The sequence below is a fragment of the Candidatus Eremiobacterota bacterium genome, from assembly GCA_031082125.1.
Lineage (GTDB): Bacteria > Vulcanimicrobiota > CADAWZ01 > CADAWZ01 > Ess09-12 > Ess09-12.
Map to the genome: position 1 here is coordinate 45,809 of JAVHLM010000029.1, position 13,884 is coordinate 59,692.

Annotated in this window: 5 protein-coding genes; 4 read left to right on the forward strand and 1 reads right to left on the reverse strand. The window is 58.5% G+C overall.

Annotated features, from left to right (window positions below; translation table 11 throughout):
* Positions 1-75 precede the first annotated feature (75 nt).
* Positions 76-855, forward strand: a complete 780-nt coding sequence (locus RDV48_24925) for a polysaccharide deacetylase family protein (protein MDQ7826070.1) — start codon at positions 76-78, stop codon at positions 853-855.
* A gap of 90 nt (positions 856-945) precedes the next feature.
* Complete coding sequence (locus tag RDV48_24930; GenBank protein ID MDQ7826071.1) at positions 946-4,455, forward strand: AAA family ATPase; 3,510 nt, start codon at positions 946-948, stop codon at positions 4,453-4,455.
* On the opposite strand, the gene RDV48_24935 is transcribed toward RDV48_24930, so the two are convergent.
* Positions 4,452-5,222: an EcsC family protein gene (locus RDV48_24935; GenBank protein ID MDQ7826072.1), complete on the reverse strand. Its 771-nt coding sequence runs from the start codon at positions 5,220-5,222 to the stop codon at positions 4,452-4,454. The two genes, RDV48_24930 and RDV48_24935, sit on opposite strands and share 4 nt — an antisense overlap.
* Positions 5,223-5,716: 494 nt before the next feature.
* On the opposite strand from RDV48_24935, the gene RDV48_24940 reads away from it, so the two are divergent.
* Together RDV48_24940 and RDV48_24945 are read left to right on the forward strand one after the other, a co-directional pair.
* Positions 5,717-7,423 (forward strand): PfaD family polyunsaturated fatty acid/polyketide biosynthesis protein, encoded by a 1,707-nt coding sequence (locus RDV48_24940; GenBank protein MDQ7826073.1) that lies wholly within the window; start codon positions 5,717-5,719, stop codon positions 7,421-7,423.
* An 11-nt stretch (positions 7,424-7,434) separates the two neighbouring features.
* Positions 7,435-13,884 carry an SDR family NAD(P)-dependent oxidoreductase gene (locus tag RDV48_24945; protein MDQ7826074.1) on the forward strand — a complete coding sequence of 2,150 codons (6,450 nt, stop codon included), beginning with the start codon at positions 7,435-7,437 and terminating at the stop codon, positions 13,882-13,884.

Genomic DNA, 13,884 nt, shown 5'->3' on the forward strand with positions numbered 1-13,884 from the left:
AGAAGGAAATTTTCCGTCCTTAATGAATTTATCTTCACGCTCCACTTACCAGCTATGGCGGAGGTTGCCCACACCATGAAACGGATCATTCTGGTTCTGCTGCTCATTGCTGCTACAGCCATACCGGCTTTTTCAGATGACGATCTCACTCCCAGGCTCCAGATTCTCTGCTATCACCAGATTGCCCCCGTGGCAAAAGACATTATGACCACGACGCCTGAGATGTTCGAGGCCCAGGTGAGGTACCTGAGGACCCATGACTATTACCCCGTGGGAATGGAAGAGGCCGTGGCCTTTCTCAAGGGCAGGAAGCCTACCAGGCAGAAGATGGTGATGATTACCTTTGATGACGGGTATGACGGGATTTATCATTACGGCCTCCCCATACTCAGAAAATACCGCTTCCCCGCCGTGGTGTTCCTCGTGGTGAGCAAGATCACCGAAAACGGGGAAAGAAGCGAAACAGGGCACCTTTCCTGGAAGCAGCTCCGTGTGCTGAGAGACAGCGGCCTTTTTTACATCGGCTCACACACCAACGCCCTTCATCAGAAAGTGCAATGGGATCTGCGGGACGGCAGGATCACCTCGAGCCAGCTTATCAGGGATCTCTGCAAGTCGCGCATTTATATTTACAACCATCTTGGCATTCTCACCGACTACCTTGCCTGGCCCTATGGAGGCTATGATGATCGCACCATCGAGATCGCCAGGAACTGCGGCTTCAAGGTACTCTTCACCACTGATGAAGGCTCCAACCACAGGGGGGAGGGTACGATCCGCATCAGGCGCATCGCCCTTTCCTCGGCCTATGATGACCTTATGCGCCTTGAGGACAAGCTCACCATGTTCCCCTGAAGAGGCAGAAGCTCATCCTGTTGACCTGAAAAGATGAGAGGCTCATCTTTTTGACCTGAAAAGTTCCCCTGATGAGGGCAGAAGGGCACCATGAAGCAGAAATTCCGGCTCTTTGTCCAGAAGCATGAAAACGGCACCTATACCGTTACCTTGCCAGGCATTCACTACGTCCCGGTCCCCATCGATGATGCCGTGCAACCTGCCTCTTCAAGTCTTTCCTCCTACGGGCCCATACTCGAGGAAGTGAAAGACGACGTGCGTATTGCCCTGGAAAAATGGCTTGCGCGGGTTGATCCCTCACATCTGGCCATGCTCAGCAACCATCGGCCGGGAGAGACTCTCGAAAAGGTCGAGGTGGAGCTGCGCCCCTCTGACAGCAGGGGGAAAAAGCGCCACGACAGGGTAAAGCTGACAGTGAGCCTCATGGTGACACCCGAGGAGGGCTCGCAGCTCCTGGTAAGTGCTCCCAAGCTCGCCTCACCGCCTCTTTCATTCTACTGCTACTCGATGGCCGAGCTCCGTGAGGCGGCCACAAGGGAGATTGCCGCCTATTTCAGCAGCTTCACCCTGGAGGAGATCCTGCCCTACTGTTACCAGCGCCAGGAGTTCCTTGACGAGATCGAGGTGGCTTTCACCCCGATGAAGCCCTTCCGGGAAAAGAAGGAGAAGGAACAGGACGAGGGCTGCTTCTGGGCCCTCAGGGGCGCCGGGATAAACCTGAGCGCGAGAACCCGGGAAAACCGCCTTCTGAAGGCTTATGGCCGGGAAAGAGAGGTAAACGAGCTTATGGCGGTCCTCTCGTCGGAAAGGAGCAGCTCGGTGCTCCTTGTCGGCGAGTCGGGCACGGGAAAAACAGCCGTGGCACATGAGGTGGTGCGGCGCATCACTGCTGAGCAGTGCCCCCCGGCCCTCCGGAAGAGGCAGGTGTGGCACACCAGTGCAGGCAGCCTTATTGCAGGCTGCAGCTATATCGGGGAATGGCAGGAAAAGGTGCAGAACATTGTTGAAGAGGTGAAAAAGAAACGCCATATCCTCCATATTGATGACATCGTGGGCCTTCTGGAGGCGGGGCGGTGGAGCAAGAGCGATGAGAACATAGGCCATTTCCTGAAAAATTACCTTGCCGACGGGACAGTGGTGATCATCGGCGAGACCACGCCGGGCCGCCTCAGCATCGGGGAGCGCTACGATCCTTCCTTTTTCTCGCTCTTCAGGATCATCACCATGGCAGAGCCTGATGAAAATTCGACGCTCAGCATACTGGGAAACTATGCCGCTTCGCTGGAGAACGACTTCCGCGTGCGCATCAGGCCTTCAGCCTCCGAGGCAGCCCTGGAGCTCACCAGGCGCTTCCAGCCTTACCTCTCTCTCCCGGGAAAAGCCGTGGGGCTCCTTGAGCGTGTGGCCTCCGACGCGGGAAAAACGGGTGCAAGGGAGCGGCCTGAAATCACCAGGCAGTTCATTGTGAGCGCCTTTGCCCGGGAAACGGGGCTCCCCGAGTTTATTCTCTCCGATCATCTCACTCTTGAGCCGAAAAGCATCGATAAGTTCTTTTCCGAGCAAATCAAGGGCCAGGGTCATGCCGTAGGCACCATTGTGGATCTTGTCACCGTCATCAAGTCGGGCCTGAACGATCCCCAGAAGCCCATGGGGTGCCTCTTTTTCGTAGGGCCTACCGGCGTGGGAAAGACCGAGATGGCAAAGACTCTCGCGGAATACCTTTTCGGCAGCCGCGAGAGGCTTGTCCGCTTCGACATGAGCGAGTATGCAGAGCCATTCAACGTGGCAAAGCTCATAGGCTCCCCTCATGGCGACGAGGAAGGCGAGCTCATAAGGCGCATCAGGCTTCAGCCTTTCTCTGTGGTGCTCCTGGATGAGTTCGAGAAAGCCCACGGGAGCATTTTTGACTGCATGCTCCAGGTGCTTGGTGAAGGGCGCCTTACCGATGCCAAGGGCCGCACGGCAGACTTCAGGAGCGCCATCATCATCATGACCTCGAACCTGGGAGCCACGGCTAAAGAACAGCGAAAGCCGGGGCTCCGCCGGGACAGCTCCATGCACTCCGTGGAGGAGCATTTCCGGGACCAGGTGGAGCACTTCTTCCGCCCCGAGTTTGTCAACAGGCTCGATGGCATCGTCGTGTTCCACCCTCTCGGCAGAGCCGCAATGGAGGAGGTTGCCTCCCGGGAGCTTGCAAAGCTTCTCGAGCGCGAGGGGATTACCAGGAGAAGCCTCCTTGTGGAGGTAGATCCCTCCATGATGGAGCTCCTCATCGAGAAGGGATTCAGCCCCCACTATGGCGCCAGGCCTCTCAAGCGGGAGATTGAGAGGTCCATCAACGTGCCTCTTGCCCATTACCTGGTATCGCACAGGATCTCGTCTCCGTACCTTATAGGAGTGTCCTGCGAAGACGGCCGGACGGTGATTCATGCCACGGCCCTCTCAGAAGCGCGGCAGGTGGTAAAGCAGGAAGAGGCTCCCCTGTCGCTGAGTGCCGCCACTGAGAGAAAAATGCAGATCTCGGAGCTTGTCGAAGGCTTTGCAGAGATCCGCCTGAGGCTTCACCGCTGGCTGCAGAGCGACAATGTGGAAAGAATAAGGATTGAATGGAAACGGCTCCTCGCAGAGACAAGGAAAAAGGAGTTCCGCTCCGACGGCCGGGAGGGCATGAAAGCCTTCGAGAGGATATACCAGCTGGAGCGCCTCACCAAGCGCCTCGAGCAGCTCGCGGACCGCGCCTCCTACCTCGAGGAGTTTGCCACCCTCACGAAGCGCCAGCGCGACGCACGTTACGGCGCCGACCTGGCCCAGAATTACACCGATCTCTGCCGTGACGCTGATTTCCTGGAGATCGAGCTCCTCTGCGCCCATCTTTCGGAGAGCGGCCGAGCCCTCATGCACCTTTCTGCCATCGGCCAGGCCGTCAGGGGCGAGCGCTCGGCCAGGGAGCGCGCCGAGTGGGTGGCGGCCCTGGCGAAGATGTACCTCTCCTGGGCGGGGCGGAAAGGATATGAGTCGGGTGTCATGGTGAGAACTGGCGAATACGTGCACTGGATAGAGGAAAAGGGCCTCAAGGTGAAGGCCCATATCCCTGACTTCAGGAAAGGCCCCCCCATGGAGCCCTGCTGGACCAGGCTTTCCGCCGACTCGCTCCAGGGCCTTTTCAAGCGCATTGAAGAGCTTGAGGCATCGGAGCTTGGCATCCTTATTGAAGGCACCAATGTATACGGCTTCCTGAAGGGAGAGGCCGGCACCCACAAGCTGGTGCTGCGCGGCGAAGAGCGCGGCTCCGTTGCGCCTTTCAGGACCGTTGCAGCAGCCGTTGACAGCCTTGATGACAAAGACTCGCCTGCCGACTTGCTCAATGCCCGTGAAGCGCTGAAGGGGAAGCGCGGCGAAAAGAAAAAGGGGCAGGATGTGCCCGATATCATAAGGATTTACTCCCCCCTGGGGGATCGCTTTGTCCGCGATGTCCGCACCGGCGTGCGCACCACGCAGGTGAGCCAGGTTCTTGAAGGCTTCATTGACGAGTTCATCCTGGCCCACCTCAGGAGTCTCGAGGCCGGAGAAGCCTGGGATGTCGATGAGGATGCTCCTTAGTCTTCGTCTATCTCGTCAACGTTGTCTCCGCCGGACTCCTCTTCCTCTGCAGGCTCCTCTGCGCCGATCTCTTCATCAACCTCCCTCTCAATATCTTCCACCGAGGGGGGCCCGGGCCTCTCATCTTCATCCTCTGTGAGCCCGCTGTGCCTGTCGAGATCTTTTTCATCTGAAGAAGGAGAATCCGGTTCAGGGGACTCCTCCTTGCAGCGGGATTCATAGAAGTGAAGAGCTGTCTTCCCCACGAGCTGCACGCTTCCATAGTTGAGTGCGCCGCCGGCCAGGGTGGTGAGGAACGGCGCCATCCGTGATGCCGACTTCCTGGCGAGGGAAGTCACCACTTTCCTTATGAGCATCTTTACGAGTCTTCTTGTGACATGGCCCTCAAGCATCTTCTTGATTCCGTAGGTGCCTGCCACGGCTCCCACAGAAGCCCCAAGGCAGCCGAGCACCTCCATGGCGCGCTCCCTGCCCGCAGGGTCAAAGCCGAAAAGGTAGGCTATCTTGAGAACCATTCTGCTCTGGAGACCAAGAAGCATAATGAGATCCGGCGCCACAAGGATCATTGTCCAGGGCCAGGGGAACGCGGCGGTGGTCCCGCCGATGAGCCCGGCGAAAAAAGCGTCTTCCTCGATGACTTTAAGGCAGAGCTCATGAGTGGTGAGATCGGGGTGCTCATCGCGGAGCTCCCTCACCTTCAGCCTGACCTTTGCCGCGTCGATATCGCGGAAAAGCTTGTCCAAGAGGTCCATCCCGTTGTCTTCCATCGTCGCTCCTCCTTATTTCCGGCCGTAGGTTACGGTCCTGGGTACTTATCATTTCTCCCTGCTGCGGGGCCTTTCCTTTGAAAGGCTGCAAAAAATATTACAAAATCGCAACAATTTGGCAATACCTGCCTGCTATAATAAGGATGAACTGTGCGGGGAGCACAAGGCCAGCGACCAGGGGCTGGGGGCTGAAAGTGAAAGAGGGACAAATGACGTTCCCTTGGTCAGCCAGACCCTGATCACTGGCCTTTTCAATCTGCCTGCCTCCCTGAACCCCTCGACTCACCCTTAATTAATCTCTCCTCTCTTCTCTTGAACCTGCCAATCCATATATTCCAGAAGTCCACAGGCGATATTTATCCCCCCCTGACCATGAAATACTCCCCTTCAAGAAGGGTTTTCCCCGGAGGTGGCGAAAAGATTCACCGCTTTGGGGAAATAAGAGAAAAGTATTTATTTTCCCCGGCATTTCTATTATAATAAAGAGAATGAACATGAATGCACCCGGGCTGACTTTATCTGCTCACGAGGCGTCCAGGGTTTCTTCTGCGCGCGCTTTTCCCTATGTACAGGGCTCCCAGGCCGAGCTTTCTCCTCTTGGATGGTGGCACCGCGGCGACGCAGAGCTACGGAGGGGAGACGCCGCTCTGCGGGAAGCCCTGCTGAATGTGAGAAAGTCCTTTCTTCTCATTGCAGACGACGGGGGATTCTCAGTGACAAGGAAGGATCTAAGGGAATCATGCGCCCATGGTGAAGATACCCTCGCCGTGGCGGCATATGTGCCTCCAAGCCACCCGGAACTGCTTGGAGATGCTGCGTTCATGGAGTTCCTCGGTATCCGCTATCCATGCATTGCCGGCTCAATGGCCCATGGCATAAGCTCCGTTGAGATGGTTGAATCAATGGCTGCCGCGGGGATGCTGGGCTTTTTCGGTGCGGGCGGCGAGACAGCGGCAAAGGTAGAGCAGGCCATAGACCGCCTCAGCGTTGCACCTGGCACCAGGCCATTCGGTTTCAACTTCATACACAGCCCCGGGGAGCCCGCCATGGAAGAGGCCCTTGCAGACCTTTATCTCCGGCGCGGCATAAGGCTCATTGAGGCTTCGGCCTTCATGGACATCACGCCCGCCCTGGTGAGATACCGCGCAGCGGGACTGTCAGAAGGGCCTGACGGCTCCATAACAGTGGCAAACCGCATCATTGCAAAAGCCTCCCGGGCCGAGGTGGCCACGAGGTTTTTCTCGCCGCCTCCTCAGGCGGTGCTTGAAGAGCTTGTCTCATCGGGCCGCATCTCGGAAAAGCAGAAAGCCCTGGCAGCTGTGATCCCTTTGGCCGATGCCCTCACCGCCGAGGCTGATTCGGGTGGGCACACCGACAACAGGCCCCTCGTGACGCTCCTTCCCGCCATGTGCGCCCTCCGCGACGAGCTGCAGAAAAAATTCGGCTACAGACAGAAGCTGCACGTGGGCGCAGCGGGAGGGATCTCCACTCCTGCTTCGGCTGCTGCCGCATTCACCATGGGAGCCGCATACATAATGACAGGCTCGGTGAACCAGTCCTGCATAGAATCCGGGACCTCCGAAGCCGTCCGGGACCTTCTCTCAAAGACAAGGCAGGCTGACATCACCATGGCCCCCTCGGCAGACATGTTCGAGCTGGGGGTGAAAATACAGGCCATCAAGACAGGCACCATGTTTCCCATGAGGGCGGCAAAGCTTTACCAGCTCTACCAGACCTGCGCGAGCCTGGAGGAGATCCCGCCGAAAGAGCGGGAAACCATAGAAAAGAATTTCTTCCGGGCATCCTTTCAGGAAGTCTGGAATCAGACATGTGAGTACTTTCTCGAACGGGACCCGGGCCAGATTGATCTCGCCGGGCAGAACGCCAGACACAAGATGGCGCTTCTCTTCAGGTACTATCTTGGACAGTCGGCACGGTGGGCAATCCTCGGTGAGCCTTCAAGGCAGCTGGACTACCAGATATGGTGCGGCCCCTCGATGGGAGCCTTCAATGAATGGGTGAAAGGCTCGCCGCTCGAGCATGTGAAGCGGCGCAAAGTTGCCCTTGTCGCCCTGAACCTGCTCCACGGAGCCGCTGTTGCCATGAGGCTTGCCCACCTGAGAAGCCAGGGTATCGACCTTTTCCAAGTGGGGAGCCCCAGGCCTCTTGAAGAAGAACAGCTTGCCAATTACCTGAGTTAAAGGAGAATACCTTGAAACGCGAATCGACGCTTACCCCCGCCCCCATCGCAATCATAGGCATCGGCTGCGTATTTCCCAAGGCGGAGGACCTCCAGGAATACTGGTCCACCATAAAAAACGGAATTGACGCCATCACCGATATTCCTCCCACGCACTGGAGCGTGAATGACTATTTTGACGAGAATCCCAGGGTCCCCGACATGACTTACGGGAAAAAGGGCGGGTTCATATCGCCCATAGACTTTGATCCCATGGAATTCGGCATCACGCCCAATTCCCTCGAGGCGACGGACACCTCGCAACTGCTGGGCCTGGTGGTGGCAAAGAGAGCCCTCGAGGATGCCGGGTACGGCAACGGCAAAGAGTTCAACAGGGAGCGCACAAGCGTTATCCTGGGTGTTACGGGGACCCTGGAGCTTGTGGTCCCCCTGGGTGCAAGGCTGGGCCACCCCATCTGGAGAAGGGCTCTCAGAGACGAGGGAGCTGACAGCGATCTCACCGAGCGCGTGGTGAAAAGAATTGCCGATTCCTACGTGGAATGGCAGGAAAGCTCTTTCCCCGGGCTCCTGGGAAACGTGGTGGCAGGGAGAATTGCCAACTACTTCAACCTGGGGGGGACAAACTGCGCGGTGGATGCCGCCTGCGCAAGCTCCCTCTCGGCTCTTCACCTGGCGGGGCTTGAGCTCTCATCAGGGAGAAGTGATATGGTCCTCACCGGGGGCGTTGACACCTTCAATGACATCTTCATGTTCATGTGCTTCAGCAAAACCCCGGCCCTCTCACCCACGGGCAACGCGCGGCCTTTTGACTCTTCCTGTGACGGAACAGTCCTCGGCGAGGGCATCGGGATGATAGTGCTCAAGCGTTTTGAAGATGCGAAGAGGGACGGCGACAGGGTCTACGCCGTCATAAGAAGCATGGGGACCTCAAGCGACGGCAAGGGCGCCGCGGTGTTCGCCCCCCAGGCCGGCGGGCAGATAAGGGCGATGAGGGAGGCATACCGCATCTCTGGAATAGAGCCCCGCACCGTGGAGCTCATGGAAGCCCACGGAACAGGCACGAAGGTAGGAGACCTCACAGAGTTCACTTCCATTAATGCTGTCTTCAACGAGGGCGGAAGCGCCGGCGCCTGGTGCGCCCTCGGTTCCGTGAAGTCACAGATTGGCCATACGAAAGCTGCCGCAGGCATCGCAGGAATCATCAAGGCCGCAATGTCCCTTCACCACAAGGTGCTGCCTCCCACGATCAAAGTGAAGAAACCCTTTGATGAGCTGCTTGCCCAGGGGACGCCCTTCTACCTGAACACGCAGAAGAGGCCCTGGATAGGCAGCACCTCCCATCCCAGGAGGGCCGCCGTGAGCTCCTTCGGCTTCGGCGGGAGCAATTTCCACTGCGTGCTGGAAGAGCCATCACCGGTGAAGCTCTCCACAGACTGGGACGGCCGTGTGCAGATTGCCGCCCTGTCGGCTTCTAGCCCCGGCGGGCTCGAAGCCTCCCTCGATGACTGGAAAGGCGGAATCTCATGGAGAGAGCTCTCTGAGAAATCCGAGGCCACACGGAAGACCTTCGACTTGAAAGAGCCCTGCAGGCTTCTGATGGTCTTTGAAAGAGAGGGCGCAGAGCCCCACAAGGTCGTCTCGAGCGCCCTCGTGATGCTTGGAAAGCACCCTGAAAGGAAAGCGTGGAACACGCCCGAGGGAGCATTCTACGGAAGCGGAGCCCCTTCGGGGAGGCTGGCGATCCTCTTCCCAGGGCAGGGCGCTCAGTATACAGGCATGCTCAGGGACCTCGCCTCGCAGTTCCCTGAAATGCTCGCTGTCCTGAGAGATGCCCATGAATCATTTGCCTCCCTGGCTCCCGAAGAATTGGGGGCGGGCCTCGTAAATTACCTCTATCCCCACCCTGCCTTCAGCGAAGAGGAGAAGCAGAGGCAGGAGCGGGAGCTCCGCGATACCCGCGTGGCGCAGCCCGCCCTCGGTGCCGTAAGCTACGGAGCCTGGAAAGTCCTGGAGCACTTCGGCATAAAGCCGGAAGCACTGGGCGGCCACAGCTACGGCGAGCTTGTCTCCCTCTGCGTGGCAGGCTCAATCACCCCGGAAGAGCTCTACCATCTCTCCTCTCTCAGGGGGAGCCTGATGGTCGAGGGGAAGGACGACCTGGGCTCAATGCTCGCCGTGCAGCTCGAGGCGGGGCTCCTCTCTGACATCATTGAGAAGGAGCGCCTTGACCTGGTCATTGCCAACCACAATGCCCCCCAGCAGGCGGTGCTCTCTGGAGCCACCGCTGAAATAGAGAGGGCAGCCGCTGTCATCACTGCAATGGGCATAAGGAATACAAAGCTTACGGTCTCCGCAGCCTTTCACAGTCCCCTCGTGGCCGATGCCCAGGCTCCTTTTGCCGCGGGGCTCGACAAGGTGCCTTTCAGGTGCTGCTCCATCCCGGTCTATTCCAACACGACGGCCTGTCTGTACCCGGATGATCCCGGAAAGACCAGGGCCCTTCTTGTCGGCCACCTGGCAAAGCCCGTGCGCTTTGTTGATGAGATCCTGGCCATGTATGACTCCGGCGTGCGGACCTTCCTTGAAGTGGGGCCCTGCGCGAGGATGACAGGCCTCGTCAAGGCCATACTCAATGGCAGGGGTGACTTCGAGGCCTTTTCCATCGACGGGTCATCAGGGAAAAGGCACGGTACAGGCGACCTGGCCAGAGCCCTTGCTGCTCTTGCCGCAGGAGGGCATGCGGTGGACCTTACCCTCTGGAACCCTCTCCAGAGAAACATCACAACCGTTGATCAGCAGAAGAAACGCATGACAATACCCCTCTGTGGGGCCAACTACGTGAATCCCGCCAAGAAGGCTGCAATTAGTGAGGAAGGAGCACCGGAGAGGAACAATGGCACAGAGGCCCCAAGGACTGCGGCGCCGAAGCCGGAGAGCAGCGAAAAGGCTTTCTCTGCCGACAGCCCCCGGAAACAGTCCATGGTGGAGCTGCTCAGGCTTACCCAGCAGAACATAAAAGCTCTCCAGCAGATACAGGAGCAGACGGCCCTCATGCACCAGCAGTTCCTCCAGAACCAGGACAAGGCCCTTCACACTTTCCAGCAGATAGCGGGGCAGCAGCAGCACCTGCTGCTGGCAGCCCTCGGCAGGGAAGCTTCAGCCGCACCGCTCCCGCTGCCGGAAATCAGAGAAGCAGCTCCGGTCCTGATGAAAGAGCCACCGCCTGCAGCATCTCAGGAGGCGGCTCCCGCGGGAGACTTCGGCAAGCTCCTGCTTGAAGTCATCTCCGAGAAAACAGGGTACCCCGTGGAAATGCTTGAGCCGGGCATGAGCCTTGATGCCGACCTGGGCATAGACTCCATCAAGCGAGTCGAGATATTCTCGGCCCTCAAGGAACGCTATCCCGCGATGCCCGGCCTGAGATCCGACGAGATGGCCCGGATGAAAACACCGGGAGACATCATCAAGCACATGAGCACGAGCGGGAATCCCGGCACCCTCCGCCCTTTCGATAATCCCCGGGGCGGGGGTATTGCGGAAAGCCTGCTTTCCATCATTGCGGAAAAAACAGGCTACCCTGCCGAGATGCTGGACCTGGATATGAGCCTTGACAGCGATCTGGGCATAGACTCCATCAAGCGAGTCGAGATATTCTCGGCCCTCAGGGAAGCCCATCCAGACCTTCCGGCCATCAAGTCCGACGAGATGGCTGCATTGAAGAGCCTCAGGGAGATCGTGCTGTTCCTTGACGCCAGGAGCGTCACCTTTTCGCCGCCTCCCGTGCAGGAAAAGCCGGGAGAGCTCCTTGCTGCCCTTACCGACCTTATTGCGGAAAAAACAGGCTACCCTGCCGAGATGCTCGAGCCCTCAATGAGCCTCGAGGGAGACCTGGGAATAGACTCCATCAAGCGAGTCGAGATATTCTCGGCCCTCAGGGAGCGCTTCCCCTCAATGCCTGCCGTGAAATCCGACATGATGGCCCTGATGAAAACCCTGAGCGACATTGTGGCTTTCCTGGAAGGTGAAGCCCCCCGGGACGAAAAGCCGCTGCAAGGACCTGCCACGGAGATGCCCATGCCAGAGCCCCGCGAAGAAGGAGAAAAGCAGCTCAAGCGGCTTGTGCTCATCACGCAGATGCTCAACGGGGTCTCCGGAAGGGAAAAGCTCGCCTTGCAGGCCGGATCCGAAATCTGGGTCACCGATGACGGGTCGCCTTTTGCCTCGAGCCTCGCTGAGATTCTTGAGGCCATGGGATACAGGCCGCACGTCGAAAAAATTGAAACCTTGCTCCGCCAGGGTGCGCCCCCCTCTCTCGGAGGCCTCCTTATAATAGCCCCATCGGGCGCTACAGAAAGCAATTTCCTCATGAAGGCCTTCAAGGTCCTTAAGGAAGCCTCTCCCGCTCTCAAGGAGAGCGCGCGGGAGAGGGGTTCATTCTTTGCCACCGTGTCCAGAATGGACGGCTGCTTCGGCCTGGGCGGCATGGACCTTAAGGGTGAGCCGCTCTCGGGAGGCCTGGCGGGCCTTACAAAGACTGTGCGCCATGAATGGCCCCAGATCTGCTGCAAGGCTTTTGACGTGCCGGCGCACCTTCATTCCTCCAGGGAAGTTGCTTTGGAGCTCATCGAGGAGCTTTTCCTGAAGGGCCCGATTGAGGTGGGCATCTCTCCGAAGGGCCGCTGCACCCTGGAGCTTTCTCTCACAGGCCGCAACGGCACGGGCTGTGTCCCGCCCTTCTCCCGCGATGACGTGGTTATCGTCACAGGCGGCGCGCGGGGCGTCACGGCTGAATGCGCCGTGCAGCTCATAAACCGCCTCTCCCATGATGAGAAACCAGCACTGGTGCTCCTGGGAAGAAGTCCCGAGCCGAAGCCTGAGCCTGAATGGCTCGGCGGGCTCACCGGCGATGCCGAGATCAAGAGAGCCCTCATGGTCCACAGTGGAGGAAAGGCCACGCCCGCCTCTATCCGCGAGGAGTACGGCAGGATCGAGGCGCAGAGGGAGATTGCCTCGACGCTCTCCCGGATAAGGGAAGCCGGCGGCAGGGTCTTCTACCGCTCAGTTGACATCAGGAATCCTGGGGAGCTCAGGGCAGCCGTGGAAGATATCCGCGCCACTGCAGGCCCCATAAGGGGGCTGGTCCATGGCGCCGGCGTCATTGCTGACAGGCTCATCGAGGACAAGACCGACGAGGAGTTTGAGCGCGTATACTCCACCAAGGTCGAAGGCCTCAGGAATCTCCTCGCCCTTCTCAGTGACGACGAGCTGAAGATCCTCGTGCTCTTCAGCTCATTCACCGGGAGGTTCGGCAGGGTCGGCCAGGCTGATTACGCCGTTGCCAACGAGGTGCTCAACAAGCTGGCGCTTTGGCAGTCAAGGCTGCGGCCGCGATGCCGCGTCGTGGCCCTCAACTGGGGTCCCTGGGACGGCGGCATGGTGACGACTTCCCTGAAGAAAATCTTTGAAAAAGAGGGGGTAGGCCTTATCGCCCTCGAGCAGGGCACGGAGATCTTCATCAGGGAGCTCTGTTCCTCACCTGATGCCCCCGTGGAAGTAGTGATACTGGGAAGCGACACCGGAACGGGCTGCGCTCCGGCCGAGTACACCACGGCTTTCGAGAGCCTCCTGACCATTGAAGCCTTTCCTTTCCTGAATTCCCATATTCTTGACGGGCAGGCCGTGCTCCCCGTGGCAATGATGCTCGAATGGCTCTCCCATGGCGCCCTCGTGGCAAATCCGGGTCTCACCTTTTACGGGGCCGACAATCTTCGAGTGCTCAAAGGCCTCAGGATCATAAAATCGGAGTCCAGGACCATCAGGGTCGTCACGGGAAAAGCGAAGACCGCAGGAGATTTCTTCACTGTCACCGCAGAACTCCAGAGCGATGAAAAGGGCACCCCGCCGGTAATCCATGCCCGCGGTGAGATAGTGCTTGCGGCGAATATCCCAAAAGGTGAGAGAAGCCTTACCGGCACCGATCTTCCGGCCTATCCCTTCGACAGGGAGGCTCTTTACAGGGAGTTCCTTTTCCATGGAAGCGATTTCCAGGGCATAGAGAAAGTCGAGGGCTCGTCGGCGCAGGGAATCAGGGCTACGGCCCGCACCGCGCCGAAGCCTTCAGCATGGATAAAAGAGCCCCTCAGGAACAGGTGGATCACCGATCCCCTTGTCATTGACTGCAGCTTCCAGATGATGATTCTGTGGAGCTTCCAGAAATACCAGTCAGGGTCACTGCCCTGCTATGCCGGCAGCTACCGCCAGTTCAGGTCCTTTCCCAGGGGGGTCGTGAGCATTGTCATAGGCATCACCGGTGGAAATGAGCACAAAGCCCTTGCCACCATAGAATTCGTCGATCAGAAAGGAATGCTCATCGCAAGGATGAAAGGCTACGAGTGCACCATTCTCCCCTCGCTGAAGAAAGCCTTCGAAAACAACAGGCTCACCCAGGAAGCCATGCGCTAA

What these genes read in the sequence shown, in the direction of transcription:
- RDV48_24940 (MDQ7826073.1), top strand. Translation starts at nt 5,717, where the DNA reads ATGAATGCACCCGGGCTGACTTTATCTGCTCACGAGGCGTCCAGGGTT.
- RDV48_24925 (MDQ7826070.1), top strand. Translation starts at nt 76, where the DNA reads ATGAAACGGATCATTCTGGTTCTGCTGCTCATTGCTGCTACAGCCATA.
- RDV48_24930 (MDQ7826071.1), top strand. Translation starts at nt 946, where the DNA reads ATGAAGCAGAAATTCCGGCTCTTTGTCCAGAAGCATGAAAACGGCACC.
- RDV48_24935 (MDQ7826072.1), bottom strand. Translation starts at nt 5,222, where the DNA reads ATGGAAGACAACGGGATGGACCTCTTGGACAAGCTTTTCCGCGATATC.